This window comes from Flammeovirga sp. AWQ4_249 (assembly GCF_056161045.1).
The window spans coordinates 36,225-57,908 of record NZ_JBSWYJ010000032.1 but is presented as its reverse complement, the minus strand read 5'-3'; the positions used below and the strand labels follow the sequence as shown (position 1 = coordinate 57,908).

General features: G+C 30.9%; 20 protein-coding genes. 11 read left to right on the top strand and 9 right to left on the bottom strand.

Features of this window, described 5'->3' with window-relative positions:
- Window positions 1–190: 190 nt before the first annotated feature.
- Window positions 191–1,762 carry a DUF4301 family protein gene (locus tag ACXAHM_RS19470; RefSeq protein WP_474963472.1) on the bottom strand — a complete coding sequence of 524 codons (1,572 nt, stop codon included), beginning with the start codon at window positions 1,760–1,762 and terminating at the stop codon, window positions 191–193.
- A gap of 227 nt (window positions 1,763–1,989) precedes the next feature.
- On the opposite strand from ACXAHM_RS19470, the gene ACXAHM_RS19465 reads away from it, so the two are divergent.
- From ACXAHM_RS19465 to ACXAHM_RS19450, 4 genes are all read left to right on the top strand, one after another.
- Window positions 1,990–4,971: a tetratricopeptide repeat protein gene (locus tag ACXAHM_RS19465; RefSeq protein WP_474963469.1), complete on the top strand. Its 2,982-nt coding sequence runs from the start codon at window positions 1,990–1,992 to the stop codon at window positions 4,969–4,971.
- A 3-nt stretch (window positions 4,972–4,974) separates the two neighbouring features.
- Window positions 4,975–5,679: an ABC transporter ATP-binding protein gene (locus ACXAHM_RS19460; RefSeq protein ID WP_474963467.1), complete on the top strand. Its 705-nt coding sequence runs from the start codon at window positions 4,975–4,977 to the stop codon at window positions 5,677–5,679.
- A 2-nt stretch (window positions 5,680–5,681) separates the two neighbouring features.
- A complete protein-coding gene (locus ACXAHM_RS19455; protein ID WP_474963464.1) occupies window positions 5,682–6,236 on the top strand; it encodes a cob(I)yrinic acid a,c-diamide adenosyltransferase in 555 nt (184 codons plus the stop codon).
- A gap of 195 nt (window positions 6,237–6,431) precedes the next feature.
- Window positions 6,432–7,583 (top strand): TlpA family protein disulfide reductase, encoded by a 1,152-nt coding sequence (locus tag ACXAHM_RS19450; RefSeq protein ID WP_474963461.1) that lies wholly within the window; start codon window positions 6,432–6,434, stop codon window positions 7,581–7,583.
- A 230-nt stretch (window positions 7,584–7,813) separates the two neighbouring features.
- Here the strand turns inward: ACXAHM_RS19450 and ACXAHM_RS19445 are convergent, their stop codons facing one another.
- The 4 genes from ACXAHM_RS19445 to ACXAHM_RS19430 all read right to left on the bottom strand — a co-directional run bounded on the left by ACXAHM_RS19445 (window position 7,814) and on the right by ACXAHM_RS19430 (window position 10,996).
- Window positions 7,814–8,227: a hypothetical protein gene (locus ACXAHM_RS19445; protein WP_474963458.1), complete on the bottom strand. Its 414-nt coding sequence runs from the start codon at window positions 8,225–8,227 to the stop codon at window positions 7,814–7,816.
- Window positions 8,228–8,467: 240 nt separating this feature from the next.
- Complete coding sequence (locus tag ACXAHM_RS19440) at window positions 8,468–9,037, bottom strand: 30S ribosomal protein S16 (RefSeq protein ID WP_474963453.1); 570 nt, start codon at window positions 9,035–9,037, stop codon at window positions 8,468–8,470.
- Between the two features lie 182 nt (window positions 9,038–9,219).
- Window positions 9,220–10,248, bottom strand: coding sequence for a hypothetical protein (locus ACXAHM_RS19435; protein ID WP_474963449.1), 1,029 nt, complete (start codon window positions 10,246–10,248; stop codon window positions 9,220–9,222).
- Window position 10,249: 1 nt separating this feature from the next.
- Window positions 10,250–10,996, bottom strand: coding sequence for a hypothetical protein (locus ACXAHM_RS19430; protein ID WP_474963445.1), 747 nt, complete (start codon window positions 10,994–10,996; stop codon window positions 10,250–10,252).
- Window positions 10,997–11,280: 284 nt separating this feature from the next.
- Here ACXAHM_RS19430 and ACXAHM_RS19425 point away from each other — a divergent pair, with 284 nt between their 5' ends.
- The 6 genes from ACXAHM_RS19425 to gldD all read left to right on the top strand — a co-directional run bounded on the left by ACXAHM_RS19425 (window position 11,281) and on the right by gldD (window position 15,968).
- A complete protein-coding gene (locus tag ACXAHM_RS19425; protein WP_474963442.1) occupies window positions 11,281–11,817 on the top strand; it encodes a rhomboid family intramembrane serine protease in 537 nt (178 codons plus the stop codon).
- Window positions 11,805–12,323 (top strand): DUF2062 domain-containing protein, encoded by a 519-nt coding sequence (locus ACXAHM_RS19420; protein ID WP_474963440.1) that lies wholly within the window; start codon window positions 11,805–11,807, stop codon window positions 12,321–12,323. The genes ACXAHM_RS19425 and ACXAHM_RS19420 overlap by 13 nt, the downstream gene beginning before the upstream one ends.
- The gene (mutY, locus tag ACXAHM_RS19415) at window positions 12,323–13,372 is read left to right on the top strand and encodes an A/G-specific adenine glycosylase (protein ID WP_474963438.1); all 1,050 of its coding nucleotides are present in this window, start codon (window positions 12,323–12,325) and stop codon (window positions 13,370–13,372) included. Before ACXAHM_RS19420 ends, mutY begins: the two co-directional genes overlap by 1 nt.
- 88 nt (window positions 13,373–13,460) lie before the next feature.
- Window positions 13,461–13,940: a single-stranded DNA-binding protein gene (locus tag ACXAHM_RS19410; RefSeq protein ID WP_474963433.1), complete on the top strand. Its 480-nt coding sequence runs from the start codon at window positions 13,461–13,463 to the stop codon at window positions 13,938–13,940.
- A gap of 26 nt (window positions 13,941–13,966) precedes the next feature.
- Window positions 13,967–15,334 (top strand): gliding motility-associated protein GldE, encoded by a 1,368-nt coding sequence (gene gldE / locus ACXAHM_RS19405; RefSeq protein ID WP_474963429.1) that lies wholly within the window; start codon window positions 13,967–13,969, stop codon window positions 15,332–15,334.
- A 22-nt stretch (window positions 15,335–15,356) separates the two neighbouring features.
- Complete coding sequence (gene gldD, locus ACXAHM_RS19400) at window positions 15,357–15,968, top strand: gliding motility lipoprotein GldD (protein WP_474963426.1); 612 nt, start codon at window positions 15,357–15,359, stop codon at window positions 15,966–15,968.
- On the opposite strand, the gene ACXAHM_RS19395 is transcribed toward gldD, so the two are convergent.
- Window positions 15,969–16,370 (bottom strand): response regulator, encoded by a 402-nt coding sequence (locus ACXAHM_RS19395; protein ID WP_474963422.1) that lies wholly within the window; start codon window positions 16,368–16,370, stop codon window positions 15,969–15,971.
- Window positions 16,371–16,561: 191 nt separating this feature from the next.
- Here ACXAHM_RS19395 and ACXAHM_RS19390 point away from each other — a divergent pair, with 191 nt between their 5' ends.
- The gene (locus tag ACXAHM_RS19390; RefSeq protein ID WP_474963420.1) at window positions 16,562–17,230 is read left to right on the top strand and encodes a 2-C-methyl-D-erythritol 4-phosphate cytidylyltransferase; all 669 of its coding nucleotides are present in this window, start codon (window positions 16,562–16,564) and stop codon (window positions 17,228–17,230) included.
- Between the two features lie 90 nt (window positions 17,231–17,320).
- On the opposite strand, the gene ACXAHM_RS19385 is transcribed toward ACXAHM_RS19390, so the two are convergent.
- The 3 genes from ACXAHM_RS19385 to ACXAHM_RS19375 form a co-directional block, all read right to left on the bottom strand.
- Entirely contained in the window at window positions 17,321–17,542 is a 222-nt protein-coding gene (locus ACXAHM_RS19385) for a DUF2795 domain-containing protein (RefSeq protein ID WP_044211605.1), read from the bottom strand.
- A gap of 203 nt (window positions 17,543–17,745) precedes the next feature.
- Entirely contained in the window at window positions 17,746–18,402 is a 657-nt protein-coding gene (locus ACXAHM_RS19380) for a hypothetical protein (protein ID WP_474963418.1), read from the bottom strand.
- Between the two features lie 563 nt (window positions 18,403–18,965).
- Complete coding sequence (locus tag ACXAHM_RS19375) at window positions 18,966–21,602, bottom strand: OmpA family protein (protein ID WP_474963416.1); 2,637 nt, start codon at window positions 21,600–21,602, stop codon at window positions 18,966–18,968.
- Window positions 21,603–21,684: the final 82 nt, after the last annotated feature.

The window sequence follows — 21,684 nt, the reverse complement described above, 5'->3', positions numbered from 1 at the left end:
GCGTATGCTATACGCCTCTACACACATCATGTTTTTCCTTAGCCGTTTGCTGAAGGGAGTGCAAAGGTAATAGAAGGTTTTTTAAATGCAATAAGCTCTTTGAGAAATTACATTAAATAAAAATCAATAAAAAAGTGCATCCTCCATTTGAGAATGCACTTCATATATTAAGTATCAAGAAATGAGACTATTATCTATGCTCAGGTCTTAATAAATCATTTACAGTTTTAACTGGAGTAAATGTAGAAACTGGTACTTCTACAAATAAAGTAGTCCAATACGCCATTGAACCATTCCATAAACCAGGTAGTTCAATTGCTTGAATTTCCTGACCATCTCTTGATTTATGTGTAATAAAACCTGCATTTTCATTACGATAGTCAAGTAAATCAAACTTCTCACCCTTATAGTTTTTAACACCACATACTAAATCTACAGGGTTAAAGTGCGTTGCTGCATTTGCAATTTCTCTTCTTACAGGATTTGCAAAGTTGATTTGTGCACTTTCTACGATTTGAAGTGATCTATGATTTCCTTCTTTTAACCAGAATGGGCCACCACCTGGCTCTCCTTCATTTTTCACCATTCCGCAAACACGAATTGGACGATTTAATTTATCGAAGAAGTACTTTTCAATTTCTTCAGAAGAAAGACCACTTAGTTCTTCACCTAAACTCCAACCAAGACGCTTCATACAGAATTCAATTACTTCTGAAGTAAACTCATCACTTGATTCTCCAGCTTCATGTCTTTTTAAGAATGAGAAGATTTTATTTTGAGTTTCAACAAGAATACTTGCTAAAGCTTTTTTGTATTTATAAGTATCTTCTTTTAATCTATCTGTTGTTACGTTATCAATATTTTTAATAAAGATAATATCAGCATCAATATCATTTAAGTTTTCCAATAATGCACCGTGACCACCTGGTCTAAACAACAATTGACCATCTTCTTTTCTGAAAGGTTCATTCTTTGCAGTTGCTGCAATTGTATCTGTTGAAGACTTCTGCGTAGAGAACGAGATATTGAAATCAGATGCATATCGTTTACTGTATACTTCTTTATATACATCTGTAAGCTCTTGGAATTGCTCTAAGTGTTCAGGAGAAACTGTAAAGTGAATATTTACTTTTCCATCTGAATCTTTAGCATAGTTAGCACCTTCAATCATATGTTCTTGTACAGGTGTTCTAACTTCTCCATTGTATTTATGGAAACCAATTAAACCTTTAGGACGATTTGCTAAATGTAAACGGTTACTTGAGAATGTAGCTTGAAGAATACTCTTATACTCTTTATTCGCTACTAATACATCTAAGTTTCCTAATTTTTGAGCTACTTCAGAATAAATTTCAGTATATAAAGGAAAATGGATTATATTATTAAAGAAATCAGCTACTAATCCTTTACTTTTTTCAAGGTCAGGTTCAGCAAATGAATCTTTTGCTTCTAAGTCATTTTTAAATTCTAGTAAAGCTTTAAACATACGTGTTGCTGCACCTGATGCTGGTACAAACTTTACTAGGTCTTTACCATTTATTGCAGCCTCATATTCATTTACAAAAGCTTCAATTTCACTATCTTGTAATTTTATGATACCGTCTCCAATTGTAGCAGGGCGAATAATATTTGCATATTCAAAGCCTGTACTAAAGTAATTTAATTGTTTTTCTACTACTTCTTGAGAGATCTCTTTTTCATTCATTAATTCGAGATCCTCAGGACGGAATTTTGTTGTTATTGACATTTCTATTGTTTCCAAGGTTATAGACGTTTTATTTTATAATTGTTAGTATAATTTTTGGCTGTTATTTTTTCTTTTAATAAAAGGAATAAATTAAGAACGGCACTACACTTACTTTTTCAACTACAAAGAAACTAAAAAAGGAATTAAAAACGAAACCGATTGCATTACTTAACTTAATTTCAAATAAAAATGAATGGATATTGAATATTTTGTACTTTTGAGTTTAACTAATGTACAGACAAATGAATTTTTTTGTAAAAAAAGAAAGCCCTACCCTTAAATCAATAGGCTTAATCACCTTATTTTCAATACTAATCTTATCATCCTACTTTTTATTTTTTGATATTACAGATAGAATTGGGTGGGAAATTACTGGCTATGTAGAAGCTTTAAAAACTCCTTTATTTTCGTTTGAAAAATGGAGAACTGCCTTCGATATACAGACTGATTCATTCTTAATTCTAGAATATTTTAAGGGTAATGAAATTCATCTAAAATCAGAGTATTCAATATTATATGGTTGTGTTTTAATCATAGGCTTTTCTATTTATTTAAGTAGCATAAGTGGCCTTACAAGATTGTGGCATGCTATATCATTTGGAGTGTTTGCCATTTTGATTGGTACACTACATTTAGAAAACCTACATTTCTTATCCAATATCCATGATAAAGCATTTACTAGTTTAGTTTTACTCACCTATGTTGGGATTAGTTTCTACTTTCATTTCAATTCATATATTTCATTAATTGTACGTTTTGTTACTTATCTAGCAGTCAGTATTGGATTGGTTTTTCTAATTCAGAACTTTTCTGTAAATCCTTATTGGTATGTAGAAAGTATAAGTTATTCTTTTTCTAGCCTTACAATAATTTCATTTCTTTTTATTGTTTTTATTTCGCTTTCAATACCTTTTGGAATATTATTCATAACTACTTTCAAAAATGTAGGTCAAGGTGGAGATAGCTTAAAACACTTCTATGTTTTTTACATTATTTATATAGCTAATTTAGTGTATGTCTATCTACATACTTTTCATCAAGTAGATCTAGATTTATACTATTTAAATCCTTCAATTCTATTTATCATTAGTACATTGATTGGGTTATGGCTAATTAATCAACAAGATGAACTCTTTGATTCTGTTTCAAGGCAAGATGATACTTTGTTCTGGATTTATTTAGGAAGTAGTATTATTGCTTCAGCAACATACGTTTATCATCAAGCTATTTTTGACACTTCGTTTGTTATTGCATTTGAAGAAACTATTTCAATTTGTTTCCTTGGGTTCGGCTCATTAATGCTATTTTATATTTCGTATAATTTCTATGAGATATTTAAACAAAACCTCCCTGTTTATAAAATTGCATTCAAGCCTCATAATGTTGACTTTTTATCTTCATGGGGTGTAGGTTTCTTTATTACTGCAGGATTATTTTTTATAAATGAATTTACAACCTACAGATCGGTTTGGGCATCTTATTATAATAGTTTAGGAGACTCAGAATATTTTAATGGACAAACATATTTAGCTGAAGAAAGATATGGAATGGCAAAAATGTATAGCATCTCTAATCTTCATTCTAATTATATGCTTGCCAAAATTGCATTAGAAAATAAAAGAGAAGATGTTGCTCATTTGGCTTATGAGAAAACAACACTATTTGAATCTAGTGCTCAAAGCTATATTCAAATGTCTCTTATTGATGAAAAAAATAAAAATTACATTGAGTCAATAATGAATCTAAAAGAAGGTATAAAACATTTCCCTTCTTCAAAAGAAATCTATAATAACTTAGCCTTGGCCTTCTATAAAATCGGTCAAGTGGATAGCACACTTCATTATTTAGATCAAGGTATAAAAGTAAGTAATAACGACGCTCCAATTCTAGAAAGTAATTATCTAGCAATCTCTGCATTATCCAAAATACCAATTGATGATCAAAGTAAATATCTAAATCCTATCAATGAAAATACACCTCTGAATGAGTCTGTAAATCATTTAGCTTACTTGAATGAAAATCTTATCCAAACGACTAGTTCTTTTGAGGAAGATTTTGTGAAAGACTCTATTTTGAATGGAAATCAAGTTAGTTACATTTATAATTACAGTTTGAATACAATTAATAAGGATAGTAGTAAGAATATCAACACTAAGATCAACTCTTTATTAAATTCAGACAATAATTTAGATTACAAAGAGCAACTTCTATTTGCTTCTTATGTAAATCACCATAGCCATCAAGAGTATTTATCTGGAAGACATAATTTATTGGAATTAAATGACCGTTTTGGAAAAATGAACGGCTATTACCTTTTCTTATTAGGGTTAGAGGCTCTAAAGAATAATCAATTTGAACTTGCAACAGAACAACTGAATAATGCATTTAAGTTAGGTCAAAAATCTGCTGCATATCCTCTTGCTTTAGCTGCTTCTCAGTTAGAGGATAAATCTTTATCTAAGAGAACATGGGCATTCGTTTTTAAATTGAATATTTTATCAAAAGAAGATCAAGAAATTATTTCTCATTATTTAGATAATAAACAATTGAGAAATTTTGGTGAAGATGAATATTATTTCCAGGTTCTTTTAAATCATCCTACATTAAGTATTCAAGAAAAATATGACGGTATAATGAATACTAGTGGTCTACTTCAAGATGATTTACTAGAAGTTACTTTAGATTATTACATTAAAACGAAAGAAAAAGAAAAAGCTAAACAGTTTATTAAAAAGTTAAGTCGTCTTAATCTAAGTCAAAAAAGTAAAGCAAAAGTAATCCAAACAGATTATTTATTAGATTTAGATACTGAAATTAAAAACCTTTGGGTTGATCAATTAGATATTAATTCAGAAGAAGGTAAATTGTATAATGATATTTATAAAGACACTAAATTCTTGAATGAAAAAGATGCTGAAAAACTATTTTTCAATAAAGCATATGTCAAATATCACACACAAAAATTAATGAAGGAGGAAAATACAGAAGAGGCTTTTAAATTTATTTCTAGTCAACTACAATTGAATCCTTATTCAGAAATTATTACGAACAGTTACTTAGAAACATGCTTCTCATTGGGATTAAAAGATTTTGCGAGTTCTAAAAAAATTGAAGCTGAATACCTTTTATCTGATGATGCTGTGAAAAGAATCAATACATTATATGCATCTCTTTTAGAAGGCTATAATCAAAAAATTAACCAATGGGATACACTAACAGAATAACTTATGTCAAAAGAGGTAATTAAAACACAAGGCATCTCCAGAATTTATCATATGGGTGATGAGGTCATTAGAGCACTAAAAACAATTGATATTTCAATCAACAGAGGAGAATATGTTGCATTTATGGGACCTTCTGGGTCTGGTAAATCTACTTTGATGAATATTATTGGATGTCTTGACACACCAAGCGAAGGTCAATATTGGTTGAGTGACCAAGATGTAAGTGATATGACCGAAAATGAGCTTGCAGCTGTTAGAAATAAAGAAATCGGTTTTGTCTTCCAATCATTTAATCTTCTTCCAAGATCTACTATTCTTGATAATGTCGCCCTGCCACTAGTATATGCAGGCGTTGGTAAAGAAGAAAGAATTGAAAGAGCACAAGCATCACTTGATGCCGTTGGCTTAGGAAACAGAGTTTCACACAAACCTAATGAACTTTCAGGTGGACAAAGGCAAAGGGTAGCTATTGCAAGGGCATTAGTTAATAAACCAAGTATAATATTAGCCGATGAACCAACTGGTGCCTTGGATACAAAAACTTCTTACGAAATCATGGCTATTTTTGATCAACTACATCAAAATGGCAACACAATTATCATGGTAACACACGAAGAAGATATTGCTAACTATGCACATAGAGTCATTCGATTGAGAGATGGATTAGTAGAGCGAGATGAAATCAATGAAAATATTACGAAAGTGTAGTTATGAAAGTATATACTAAAACTGGTGACAAAGGAGAAACTTCATTATTTGGAGGAAAAAGAGTTTCAAAAACTCACCCTAGAATTGAAGCTTATGGAACGATAGATGAATTAAACTCATATGTTGGTTTAATCAGAGATCAAGATGTGAATATTCCAAGAGCAGCTGTTTTAAAAGAAATTCAAGATCGATTGTTTACAATTGGAGCTGAGTTAGCAGCAGATCCTGACAAACCTCAGTTGAAAAAACCTGATTTATATGAATCAGATATCGAATATCTTGAAAATGCCATTGATGAGATGGAAAAAGATCTTCCTCCATTAAAATATTTCGTACTTCCAGGTGGTCATACTTCTGTTTCTTTTTGTCATTTGGGAAGAACAGTATGTAGAAGAGCAGAGAGATTAGCCATTTCATTAGATGAAGAAGATGGTTTATCAGATTATATTATTGTTAGATATTTGAATAGATTATCTGATTACCTATTTGTATTATCAAGAAAAATGGCAACTGATTTAAAGGTTGAAGAAAACTATTGGATTCCTAGAAAAAGCTAGTTTTACTATCTTCAAAATATATAAAGGAAGAGTCTTTGAATAGGCTTTTCCTTTTTTTTATTTCTAACAACAACTCCTATACATTACATAGTGTCAAGATTAAAGAAGTAAGATTTAATCTATAAATTATCTACACTTTTATATCAATCATCATTTAATGCCAGTGATGACTACCAATTATTAAACTTATTATTAATGAAATTTTCCAGTTTACTGTTACTTTCCCTAATTTTTATAGGTATTGGTTGTTCTTTTTCATCTAACAAACCTAATGTAATCGTCAATTTTGATGAACCTAATCAAAAAGGATTAAAAGTTTACTCCTATATCGATTTGAACGACACTATTAATTATCGTATTAAGAATAATTCATCCATTATAAATATTCCACAGGAACAATTCTTACAAATAAAACACAATGAGCATCTGTATAATTTTTATGCTTCTCCTGGAAATACTATTGATGTAAAGATAAATCCTCAAGGAGATATTTACTTCAATGGAGATCTTGCTGAAATAAATAACACTTTAACAAAAATAGATAAAAAATACCCTTTGAATATTCCTTCAATACACACCTCTGATCCACAAGAAATAATGAGTATGGGTGATTCTATTGAAAAGGAAATACTTTCATTAATTCCTGATAATTTATCTAACGATGAAAAATCATTTCTAAAGAATTTGATAGTAAAACGAGTGTTTTTAGATGAATATATCAACTTCTTATTTAATAATTGTTTTCCTCAAGGTTTTAATACTCTACAACAAGAAATCATCAATGAGGATGAATATGTAAAACAAAAATTCCTTCCTAGTCATGTAGCTTTAGAGTTATATAAAAACTTATCTCTTTATAAAAAGCAGATTCAATTAAATGTCGAAATGGATTCTATTCTAAAAAATGAAGTTCATAATTCATATAATCTAGAGTTACTTGAAAGTCGTATATTAAAGGACTCTATCATGATGGAAGGAAATTCATATTTAGCATTGAAAAGCATCTCCAAATTCCAATCAAAATATCCAAATTCTATATACACTCCCTCAATTATTAAAGCTTCAAATGTTAAAGAATTAATTGCAAAAGGGCAATCAGCAAAAGATATAGCTGTTATTGATAAAATGGGAATTGAAAAAAATATTCTCAAAGACTCACATGAAATTATAGTTATTGATATTTGGGCTACTTGGTGTAAACCTTGTATAGAGGCATTACCTAAATTTATTTCTTTAGAAGAAAAATATAAAAATGAACAAATTTCATTTATAAAAATCTCCATTGATGATGATAAGAATAAATGGAAGCAGTTTAATGCTATTCCTTTTTCAATGATTCATACATAGCCAAAAACAAAAAACTCTTTAGAGAAAATTATCAGGTTTATGCTATTCCTCATTATGTAGTCATAAAAGATAAAAAGATCAATGAGGCTAAAGCTGATTTTGAAGATCTAGAAACTATTATTAATGCTCATATTTAAAAATTATCAAGGTAAATTTCCTAGATCAAGATTAGTTCAAATTATATAAGCCTTAAAAAGAAAAACCTCTTGTAGCTTTTTCTACAAGAGGTTTTATTCCATCGTTATATTTTTATAACCTACTTTTTGTAATTTCCTATAATGATCATTGCTATCATTAATAAGGTTTACTTTAAATGGTAGGTTTTCTAAATCAATACCATGTTCTTCAACTGATGCTTCGCAAAAAGTAACTCTGACTTGTTCAGAATTTATCTCTTTGATAAGTTCAATTGTATCAGCATTCTCAGCTAAACTTTTAACGGCTTCCCCACAAACGATTAATTCCGCTCTATTAAGTTTAATTTGATGATTTTCAGTTAATGAATCCGCTACAGTTAATGCTTGTTCAAGGTGCTTAGGATTATCAATATGTAAAACGAAGTTATCTTCTCCATACATACCATACACTAAAGTCATAAGCATAAAAACAGAGGCAAGAACAACAGCAATAATGTTCCTTTCCATAGTTGTTTTCTTCGATAAATTTGAGTGTTATTCTTATTTATCTACGAAATACACAGAAAAAGTTTACATGTGTTTGGGATTGTTTAATATATATTTGTTTGAACAATATTTCAGAGATAAAAAAAGTCCTACTCTTGGGAGGAGTAGGACCATATATTTTCGATTTGGGGCTTACAATAAACCTAGTTTACGGGGTAAATACAACGGTATTCACCTTCGACTTAAGATTTGTGCTGGGAATTACTCAGCAGCTTCTTCAGTTGACTCTTCTGAAGCGTCCTCAGCAGGAGCTTCTTCTGCAGCAGCCTCAGCAGCAGCAGCTTCCTCAGCAGCTTTAGCAGCAGCTAATTTTTCAGCTTCAGCTTTTTTCTCAGCTTCTTCTGCAGCTTTACGAGCAGCAATACCTGCTTCTAACTCAGCTTTAACAGCAGCTTCAGCAGCAGCTTTCTTAGCCTCTAAGTCTGCAGCATAAGCTGAAGATCTTTCAGACATCCAAGCGTCAAATAATTTGTCAGCCTCTTCTTGTGTTTTTGCACCTTTGTTAACACCTACTTGAAGGTGTTTCTTGTACATCGCACCAGCTTTAGAAAGAACCATACGAGCTGTATCAGTTGGTTGAGCACCATCTAATAACCACTTAGCAGCTGCTGCAGGATCGATATCGATAGTTGCAGGATCAGTGTTAGGGTTAAAAGTACCTAATTTCTCGATGAAACGACCGTCACGTGGAGCTCTAGCGTCTGCTACTACTACGTTGTAAATAGGTCTTCTCTTACGGCCACGACGTGCCAAACGGATTTTTACTGCCATTTTTTTAAGCAATTTGTGTGTTGGAAAGGAACTCGTCCTTTATGACACAGTTAAACATTGAGGAAACACGTTCCCCATTAAGCGGTTGCAAATATACTATAAGCTTCTGAATTCTACTACTTAAAAGCTTAAATAAACAATAATATTTCTTTATAAGTCTCTGATTATGTGCTAAAATGTATTTAAAGCTTTCTTGGAAACTCCTCTATTAATTGTTCAATGTGTTTCTTTTTTAGGTAATAAGAAGTAAATCCCATTCCAGGAATTAAATGTCGATATACTACTTTTCCAGTTTTAGTATTTGAAATTAAAATTATTTTCTCTCGTGTATTAAGGGTAAAAAATGAAAAATAATATTCGTCTTTATTTTCTAGCATTAGACTTTCTATCTCTTTTTTTGATATTATCTTCGTTTCAAAAGGATAATCTTCAAAAAGTTTAATTATTTGCTCCTGGTTAGATAGATCATTTCTATTTTTTCCAGCTACATCGTATATAAAAAGTGTTTTAGTAGAAAGCGCTAATAAATCAGGATTAACAATGTGTAAATCAGGTATCCTACTTTTAGTAAATAGCTGATAATTGTTTAAATCCTTGTTCAATCTTTGTATATAATTTTTAAAGTGACCTAACGAAAAATTGTAACATATATCTTTCTTATACAAATCTTTAATATCATCCTCAAAACCATTGAAACTGCCATCTGTAGCAAGAAAAATTTTCAACCACTCATAGTTATTATTTTTGACGGCATATTCTATTTTTTCTTCCTTTTTCGAATCCTTTATCTTCTTTTTGTTGATATTTTTAATTTTTGAAGGAAGCTTTTCACTAAAGGTCCTTAATGTAAGATAGGTTTGAAAACCTACACGAGTTGATGAGCCATTCTCATTCCTTTTGTATACTTTTAGTAAGGCAAGATCAAAAACAACAAATTCTCCACTTATATAATTTTCTACATTATAAGCTTCTGCAGGAATTACCTTGAATTCATTGAAAGTCCAATACTCTTCAAGTATTGAATGATAATGTTGAGGCTCGATAAAAGTTGGTAATACAAAAATTGTAGTCCTCTTTTTCAATTCATCAATTTTTTCAATGTAATTATTCAGCTCTTCTTGATTATGAGGTCTTATATATGAAGGCATATATTGAGCTATTGCATATATACTTACAAAATTTAGTAGAAGTATAAATAAAATCTTTTTCATCTTAATTACCTTTTATAAAATTGATATTCATAATAAACCTAAGTTCTAAATAAGAAGGATTAAAGCTATCATTAAAACTTTCTTGATAAAAGCCTTCTTCAAAATAGATTTCTTTTTCTGGTAAGTAGTGATAATGTAATGACATTTGGTAAAAACCGAAATTAATTCCGAATTCAGGTGAAATGCCTATAGATGAATAATCGTAATAATCAGAATTGTAACTATAATGACCAATACCTAGAGCCACATGAGTTCTCATTCTCTTTTTTCCTAAAAAGTATTTTCCTTTTAATGAATATGAAGAAATATTGTTCTCATAATAAGTTTCTAAAAATATAATTTCAGACTCTACTCCTAATGACCATTTATCAGTTAAGTTATAATAAAAATTTCCTATTAATGGAATAGATTCTATTTCTCCTATTGGTGTATTATTAAAAGAAATTCCAATACCTAATCCTATTGTTAGTTTTTTATCATTTTTTCTTCCCTGGCTTTCTGTTTCCAAAATAAATTCCTTTTTACCATTTTCATACTTAATCAAATAGACTGAACTTTTGCCCACTTTATATATAGGCCCATCCAAATTATTGTATTTTTTATAGGATATTTCATCATCATCAATGGTTATAATTTTAGTTTCGATTTCTTCTCCATTTTCAAAAACAAGAATATCTTGAGCATAAGTAAATTGTATGATAAAAAAATTACATACTATGAGAATTGAAAGTTTAGACAATAGTTTCATTAAAAAAAGTAAGATTAAAAAAAATTAATATCGAAGAGAAAATATTTTCATTACTAATAACATAATAAATTACACGAATTTAAAGTAAAATAAAAAGTATTACAAATACATTACTAGAAACTTATTAAGATTATAATTTTATTGAAAATAGTAATAGTTCAAACTGCTTATTAATTTGCATCAAAATTATACAAACAATGAATATCACTTTAATACTTATAGCTGTTAATGTAGCTATCAGCTATTATGCATGGCAAAAGCCTGAAGTTTTAAACAAACTATTAATGCAGCCTTATGCTGTACAAAGAGAAAATCAATGGTACAGGTTTATCACATCTGCATTTGTTCATGGTAGCTGGATGCATCTACTTTTTAATATGTTTACCCTTTACTTTTTTGGACCAGTAATTAATTTTTACTTGTCTGCAAAATTAGGTAGCATAGAAGCTGGTAATCTGGCTTATCTGGGACTTTTTATTGCTGGAGCTATTGTGGCAGATATACCTACTTACATTAAAAATAAAGATAATTATTACTACAGATCATTAGGAGCATCAGGTGGAGTTTCGGCAATTATTTTTGCCAGTATTATTTATTCTCCATTAAATGAAATTTGTTTATATGCTATTCTGTGTCTTCCTGGCTTTATCTGGGGTGCTATTTACCTGATTTACACTCAAACTCAAACAAAAAATTTAGATAGTAATATTAATCATTCTGCACATTTATGGGGTGCATTATTCGGAATTGCATTTGCCATTGCGATTGATCCTCATTCTGTAGAATTTTTTATTCGTAGCGTATTATCATGGAGATTATAAATAAACTAAGGTTATCAATTAAGCATACTATTACACACCGTGTATTGGTCCCTTTGAGAACCTTATTAAGACAGGGATTAACTCCTTCAAAATTAGCATGGAGTTGTGCAGTTGGATTATTAATTGGATCTTCTCCCCTTTTAGGTTTCTGTACTTGGTTATGTTTAATAGCTGCAAGTATTTTTAAATTAAATCAATTGGCAATACAGGTTGCTAATTATGCTGTATATCCATTACAGGTAATTCTTATTGTTCCATTTATTGAGCTAGGATCATCTTGGTTTGGTAATTCTGCGGAGGGTGTAACTTTTGATCAGTTACAAGCTAGTATCGAAGCTGGACTTATTAGTGGTTTAAAAGAAATTGGATTATTAATGTTACAAGGTGGAGCAGCATGGATTGTGATTGCAGCTATTCTTGTTTATCCTATCCAATATATTCTTGAGAAGATTTTTGCAAAAATGCTCAAGAGAATTCAACACGATAATACTGTAGAAACTGAATAATGGATTTTTCTACTCAACTTATTCGATGGTACGAGCATCATAAACGAGATTTACCTTGGAGGCATACTCAGGATCCGTACAAAATTTGGTTATCAGAAATTATTCTTCAGCAAACAAGGGTTCAACAAGGGCTACCTTATTATGAAAAGTTTCTAGCTAATTTTCCAACCGTAAAAGATTTCGCTGAAGCAGATATTGATAAAATTCTGCATTTATGGCAAGGATTAGGTTATTATTCTAGAGCTAGAAATATGCATGTTGCTGCTAATGAGGTAATGGATAAATGGAATGGTTCTTTTCCTTCAAACTATAAAGATTTACTTACCTTAAAAGGTGTTGGTAAATATACTGCTGCAGCCATTGCTTCTTTTGCTTTTAAAGAAAAAGTCGCCACTATTGATGGAAATGTGTATCGAGTATTATCAAGAATTTTTGATATTGATAATGACATTGCTTCAGGGAAAGGACAAAAGGTATTCAGTGAAGTGGCCAACGATTTAATATCAGAAGAATTTCCAGATACTTTTAATCAAGCATTAATGGAAATGGGAGCTATTCAATGTACTCCTAAAAATCCAAACTGTGCTGTGTGTCCTTTTACTCAATCATGCATTGCTAGACAGAATAATAGTATTGATCAACGTCCTGTAAAACTTAAAAAGGTTAAAGTGACTGATCAATATCTACAATATCTCGTAATAGAAAAAGAGGGAAAGTTTCTCTTGAAAAAAAGAGAAGGAAAAGGAATCTGGAATGGTTTGTATGATTTTCCATTAATTCAAAAAACGGAAAAATCTGAAGTATTAGAAGATATTATTAAGCACACGAAACTAGAACTTCCAAATGTAGTTCATTTCAAAAAATCTGATACATATAAGCATCTTTTATCTCATCAGAGATTATACATAGATTTTTATCATATTCATATTGAAGATGAATTACCTATTAAAAATGAGATATTTCAATACAAATGGTATGATATTCAAGCTATAAAATCAATTGGTAAGCCGATTATCATCGAGAATTATTTGTCGGAATACATTTATTAAGTATTTTGTTGTTTAGAAGAGAATCTTCAACAACATCATTAGACTTAATGATTCATATTTTATTTATTATCAAACTTTTAACAAAAAAATGGCCGGAGTTAACAAAGTCATACTAGTTGGAAACTTAGGAAGAGACCCAGAAGTGAGACACCTTGAAGGAGGTGCTAGTGTAGCAACATTCTCTATTGCTACTTCAGAAAGCTACAATGACCGTGATGGAAACAGACAAACACTTACAGAATGGCACAATGTAGTAATGTGGAGAGGACTAGCCACTATTGCTGAAAGATATTTAAAGAAAGGTAGTAAAGTTTACATCGAAGGAAAACTTACTACTCGTAGTTATGAAAAAGATGGTATAACTCGTTATACTACTGAAGTTGTAGCCCGTGATATGGTTATGCTTGACAATCGACCTGAGGGTCAAGATGGTGGTTACATGCCTCCAACTGCTGCAGATGCTCCTGTCGCAGCAAGTACACCTGCTTCACCAAGTTCTACTGTATCTTCAACTCCAACACCGGATTTGAGTACTTCGGAAGGCGGAAATGATGATCTACCTTTCTAATTTATTTTTGAACTAAAAATTTATTCATGGAAGGTGATCCATTTATACCACTATTAGCGATGACATTAAGCGATATTCCTTTAGGTCCATCGCTAATAGTGGTGCTTTTACTTATTACTTCAGGCTTGATTTCTGGTTCTGAAGTTGCATTTTTTTCCTTAACACCCGATCAAGTCAAAGCCTGTAAAGAAGAGGGTGATGACATTGGCAAGAAGGTGTTTAATCTTTTACAACATCCCCAAGAGCTTTTAGCAACCATCCTAATTTGCAATAACTTTGTCAATGTAGCGGTAGTAATGATCTCTACTTTTATTGCATGGCAAATTGCAGATCATGTTGGCGTATCTCGTAATGGAGCTGAAGTTTTTGTTGCATTGACATTTATCGTAACTGCTCTTGTTGTCTTTATTGGTGAGATTGTTCCTAAGATCTATGCAACCAAAAATAGTTTAGTATTCGCTAAAAAAATGGTTGTATTTTGGGTTGTAGCCATAAAAATATTCAAGCCATTTGCCTTTATGCTTACAAGTATGGGTAATTACATGGAAAAAGCCCTTGCAAAAAGAAATTATAACCTTGAAGTTTCAGTACAAGAAATTGATCAAGCAGTAAATTTAGCCACTGATCAGTCAGATGATAAAGCCACTGAAATGTTAAAAGGTATTATTCGTTTTGGTTCTAAAACTGTAAAACAAATTATGGTATCTAGAACCGATATGAATGCTTTAGATAAAGCTATTAATTTTCATGAATTAATGGATACCATCAATAAATCAAGTTATTCAAGACTTCCTGTTTACAAAGATACAATTGACTCTTTGGTTGGTATTTTATACATCAAAGATTTACTTCCTTATCTAGACAAAAATGAACACTTCGAATGGCAAAGAATCGTTCGAAAGGATATTTATTATGTTCCCGAATCAAAGAAAATTGATGAACTCTTGAGAGATTTTCAAGAGCGTCGTGTACATATGGCTATTATTGTTGATGAATATGGAGGAACAACAGGCTTAGTCACACTTGAAGATATAATAGAGGAAATTGTAGGTGAAATCAATGATGAATTTGACCCTGATTTATTAGAAAATTTCCAAAGTGAAGATGCTAGTTTTATATTTGACGGTAAAACTTCATTAATTGACTTCGAAAGAATGGTATTATTAGATCCCGATTATTTTGATAAAGTAAAAGGTGAATCTGAATCATTGGGTGGTTTAATGCTCGAATTACTCCAAGAAATGCCTTCTTCAGGTAAGGTTGTACATTACAAAGACATTACTTTTACTATCAAAGCTGTCGATAAGAAGAGAATCAAAACAGTACATGTTAGATTCAATAATGAAGAGCATATCAGAAGAATTCAAGATGAATTCAAAGACGAAGAACAATAAATAAACTGAACTTACGACCATTATGAAATCGATTTTTCGACTTACCCTACTTCTTTTTATACCGATTTTAATAATTAGTTGTGGAACAAACTCTGAGGAAGCTTATTTTCCTAAACCAAGAGGGTTTCATAGAATAGATTTACCAGAACATCAGTATCAAGATAATCTTTTTGGTAAAGGTGAATTAAAAGAATATCCTTATTTATTTGAGGTAGCAAATAATGCAGTAATTGTACCTGACAAATCTTTTATGTCAGAGCCTTATTGGATTGAAGTACAATACCCGACATTAAATGCAACTATTGATATTTCTTATAAAAAATTACCCAACTTTGATTCATTAGTCGGGTATATTAATACCTCTAATACATTGACATTTAAGCACAATGTTAGGGCATCAGCTATTGATGAGTACACAACTACTACAGATAAAGGGTACGCAGCTGTGATGTATGAGATTGAAGGTGATGTACCAAGTCAATTTCAATTTTTTGTAACAGATTCTACACAGCATTTTTTTAGAGCGGCACTGTATTTTCCTACATCGACTCAAAATGATTCATTGGCACCAATCATTGATTATGTCAAAAAGGATATGTTACATATGATGAATACACTCGAATGGTCAAAATGATCAATGGAACTTATATTCATGACTGATGAGGTAACAGGCTATTTGAATTGTTTTTTGAAGGTATTTCAAACAACCATCACTCTTAACAATATAATTAAAAATACCTTGATCTTGTAGATCAGCAATAATTTCAATATCCTCTTGAGCAGAGATGACGATGACTTTTACATTTTCATCGATTTCCTGTAATTGGAAGATTAATTCTTTTCCATGAAAATCAGGTAACATTAAATCTGCGACAACTACATCTGAGGGCTCTTTAATATATTGACTTAATAAATCAGTACCATTCTCAAAGAATGTTACTTCTACATTATTTATTTGTTGCAATGCTAGTTTCATTAGCATTGTTTCTGTTGGGTTATCTTCTACAAAGTAAACCTTAAATAGATTTTCTTCCATGTAATTAATGATCTTGTAGTGGGTAATCCTGTTAATTATTGGGTGTTCATAAAGGGTACTACAAGATACAAATTTTAGTCATCACAATAATTATAACATTTTGTGATATTTATGTATTCTTTCTTTGTTTCCTTTTATAGGATCAAGAATCCCTCTTTTTTTGTAAAGTCAATCAATCGAAATATATAGAAATGAAAAAATATAGTATTATAGTAGCAGGTGGAAAAGGAACTCGTATGCAAAGTTCTACTCCAAAACAATTTATTGAAATGAATGGTCTTCCTATTTTAATGCATACTATCAATAAATTTAAAGCCGCTGATAATTCAATTCAAGTTATTGTTGCCCTGCCAAAAGATCAAATTTCTACTTGGAAGGAACTGATCTCTACTCATAATTATACTACTCCTCATCAGATTGTCACAGGAGGAGATTCTAGATTTCAATCTGTAGATAATGCACTTCAATATATTCCTAACCAAGGTGATTGTTTAATAGCAGTACATGATGGTGTAAGACCTTTAGTTGATAAGGAAGTTATTAATCAAAGTTATATTCAAGCAGAAGAATTTGGCTCAGCCATTCCAACTGTAGCGATCAAAGAGTCTATTCGAAAAGTTTCTGATAATAAAAATGAAATGGAGAATAGAGATAATTATAAATTAGTACAAACTCCTCAAACATTTAGAGGAGATGTCATTTTTTCAGCCTTTGAAAATGGATATATTCCTTCATTCACAGATGATGCGAGTGTAGCAGAGCACTCTGGGTATACAATGCATTTATTTGAAGGAAATTATGAGAATATTAAAATTACTACACCTGAGGATTTAAAAATTGGTGAAGCATTCATTGCTTAATTATCAGATTTAGTATAACAAAAAAGCTGACCTTGATCTATTTCAAAGTCAGCTTTTTTTGTAATTTCTATAAGCTAGTAGGCTATTAGACTAGTACTCGTCTTCGTTAAAGAAGAAATCATCTTTCGTAGGGTAATCAGGCCAAATCTCCTCGATACTTTCGTAAGGCTCACCATCATCCTCAAGCTCTTGAAGGTTTTCAATCACTTCTACTGGAGCACCTGTACGATCTGAATAATCGATTAACTCATCTTTTGTTGCTGGCCATGGAGCATCTTCTAAATAAGAAGCCAATTCTAAAGTCCAATACATATTAAAATATTAATTTAAAGTCTTACATTGATAATGCATCGCACCCTAAATGCTAACAGCAAGTGTTCAGTATTTTAAGGTCAATTATAATTCTTGCGAAAATACATTATTTTTTCAATTTGTCAATTTCACAATAGAATTTATATCTCTTATTACTAAAATCATATAAAAAAGGTTACATTTTTAGTAGAGAAAGCTATAAATTAATTGACAAAAACGATTCTTGATTTATAAACACCATTAAGGTCGCATCCTTTCACTTCTAATGGAATAAATCCTGAACCGACTTTTCTAAAGTGTTTCTTTCTCCAAGATCCATCTGCCTTTTGAAGGTACATAGTTACTTCCACTTTTTCACCTTTAGGAGTAAAAACCTCTCCTTGCTTGAAATAAGTTCCCACTTCTCCATTTTCACAATCCTTGAATGGAAATTTTTCAGTAATTCTAAACTTAGGACTTTTACCTTGGCTTTCGTGCTTTTCTTTTACTTGTGTAATGCTAGGCATTCTTTTTCCTGCATTATATGAGTAATCTGCCAATGCATAATAGTTACCAGTATAATTACAAGATGAAAGGTCTAATTTTACAACACCACCACCTTTTCTTTTGAATTCTTGTTTTACCCAAGTTCCATCATAGTTTTGAAGGTAAATATATACATCTACATATTCATTGGCATTTGCTGATCGAACAATGCCTTCAATAAGATGTACACCTCCTAAAGGACAAGATTTAGGCACAGCTTGTTTTATTACAGTAAATGTGGGACGATCGCCTTGATCTTCCTCCGAAAAAATTTCGTTCCACGTATTAAAAAACAAAAAGGTGAGTATTGAAAGAGTATATAATATAGTCTGCATGATAAAAATATCAATCAAGTTTTTATGCAAAGTTAGCTCAATGACTATTGATTCGCTATTTAGAGAGATTCAAAAAAACAGAGTAATCAATAAGAGTAATGAACACACTAATATAATCAAAAGTATAGATAAAAACCTATTCAAAAACTATACTTAGTTGAACCTTTATTAATAAAAATCATATCTTTTTTTTATAATTCTATTAGCTCGCAATACTTTAAAAAGTACATAATATCATTAACACCCTTGTTAATATTTAAAATACATAAAAAATAAAACAACTGATTTACAACGAATTAATAGTTTAGTTGTAAATGAATGTTATTGAAATTGTTAATAAATTTGCACTTTTTAACTAAATAAGTTTAAATTTACATTATATAAAAACAGCGAAACTGATTTTTGAAACACTCATTACTTTCTACATGATATTAATGGTAGGTTGTAAAAGACCTACAGTTGTTTGTTCACCCTTACTCGCTATTTACTCATTGTTACTTTTTTACTATGAAAAAATAACTTGCTACTATCTATGAGGCACTTAATTTAATAAGTGCCTCTTTTTATTTTATAATAGTGAATACAACTCTTCTGTTATCTTGCCTTCCCTGTTTTGTTTTATTAGAAGTCATAGGTCTTTCTTCTCCAAAACCATATGCATCTAATCGAGAAGCATGAATCCCTTTATTTTCAAGGTATGTTTTTACTGAATTGGCACGGGCCTTTGATAATTGAATATTATATTCTTTAGAATCAACATTATCTGTATGTCCTTCAATCACTAAAATCCATAGTTTATTTCTTTCCATCATGACTGCAAGGCGATCAAGATCAAAGAATGATTCAGATCGAATATCAGCTGAATTAGTATCGAAATTTAAACTTGTCATAATGAATGATGCATCTTCTGATGTATCTTTCAAATCAACAGTTTCCATAGGTTGTAATAAAAGGTTATGATCAGGATCCACATCATCTTTTACTTCAATACTACTTCCTATATAATCTTCATCATCTACGTAAACAAGATATTCTCCTCCTTCCGGTACTGCGATTTGAAATTCACCATTATCAGAAGTTTTCTTTTTTACTACTTCCTCTCCATCAATAGTTACAATTTTAATAGCGACTTCAGAAATACCTTCTCCAGAATCATCAACTACTTTACCATGTGCAAAAATCATTGGTAATGGTCTTACTCCTTCAGGAATTTCTAATTCATAAATATCATCCCTACCATAATTTTCTTTTGCTTTACTTGAAACTACCAAGGCTTTGTTACCTATCGAGGTAAGATAAAAAGCATCATCATCTACACCATTTACCGAAAGCCCTAGATTGACGGGTTCACTCCACTTATCCCAGCGATTTGGGTCCAGTCTTTTTGACATAAAAATATCATAACCGCCAAAACCATGATGTCCGTCTGAGCAAAAATATAGTGTTTCTTTATCGGGATGTAAATAGGGATTTTTTTCTGCAAAAGGTGTATTAATGGTTTCTCCTAAATTAATAGGTTCTCCCCATTCTCCATTTTCATCTTTGACACTTACATATAAATCTGTATTAAATTCTCCAGATCCATGAAAGTATAAACCATCTTCAGGGTAATTAGGATTGTACTCTCCAACACTACCAGGTCTATCTGAAGTGAAAAAGGCTAAATCTCCATCTAATGATAAACTTAACCCTGCCTCATAGTAAGGAGTATTTATTGGATATTTAAATACATTGACACCACTCCATTTACCGTTCTTCATTTTTTTTGAATAGTAAAAATCTCCTTTTCCAAGTTTACTTTCTGTATTTCGAACATATGAAAATCGTTTTATTTTACTGTAGTTTCCATACAAAAGTAAAGTCCGGCCATCTCCACTTACACCTACAGGAACTTCATGCGATTCTGTATTTACTTCAAACACTTCTTGTGCTAAGGACCAATTACCTGTAATATGATCTTTCTTTGATACATAAACATCTTCTCCAGATTTGGCTGTTTTTCTTGCAAAGTATAAGTATTCTTCATCTAGAGTAATTACAGGCTGATATTCTCTAGTTATTGTATTTATATTTTTTCCAAGATTTACTAAATACCTTGGAGCATCATCATTCGAAAGGTCCTCTAATATCTTATTAAAATAATCTTGTTGATCTGGAAATAATGGTTGATAAGTAGCATAAATTTCTCTGACTTTTTTAAAATCATGTGCCTTGAAAGGTTCTACTGTCATTCTTTTGACAGCAATAAGCGCAATATCCATTGGAGCCATTTGCCTAATGAAACGATCATAAAGGCCTATACTTGATTCCTCACAACCTCTATCATGTATATTTAATTGGCATAAGACTTCTAGCATACTGAGGTTTTCACTCTCTGCAAATGCTTTTAACTTGCTATATCCTTCTGACTTATATTTATTCTGATTTGTAAATCCATATTCCTTACCATAATAGAGGGGTAAAATATGTTTTAATTCTTCTTTCGGATATAACTCTATAATTTCATGACAATACCTTTCATACATCATTCCTGATCTATTTCCGTACTGTCTTAAAGAAACATTGCTTAAATATTCTTTTAATACCCCTTTTCTAAGTTCATTTACTTTCTTTAAATAAGGAGAATTAGGATAGTCACTAATATAACCTGCACATTGCTGAATAAAGATCTCTCTTAGTGCCATTAATGTATCTCCTTCTATTATTCTATTGTAAACCTCAGTACGGTACAATTGATTTGTGGGTCTACGATAAGGTGCTCTATTCAAAAACTCATAAGCTTCTGATTGTATTCTTGAAGTAAGATAGCCTGTCACCTCATCACCAGCCACAGAAAGGGTTTGTCTGATTTTCTTTTGTTCCTCCTCATCTAATTTTTTGTAATTTTCTGAAGCAACTAAAGACCATTCATACGCTTCTTTTAAATCTTTAAAATACCCATCCATATTTCGAAATCGGATATTTATTCGTTCTGCTTTTTCTTGGGCTTCTACTTTTTCGAATAATTGATTGGCAATACCAAACTGGGACAATACAGAATTTGAATCTACTTCTAATGAACCTCTAAAGTCCACAATAGATCCTTCTATATCACCTGCAAATATTTTTTTTATTGCTTCTTTCTCATATGAATTTTGTGCATTACTCCCATTTGATAAAAAGTAAAAAACAAAAAGAGATAATACTAGTTTTCTTAGCATCTATAATGTCGTTTTATAATGATATAACGTGCAAAAAAATCATACCGTATATCTTGTTTTCAACCCATTAAAATTTATTCAT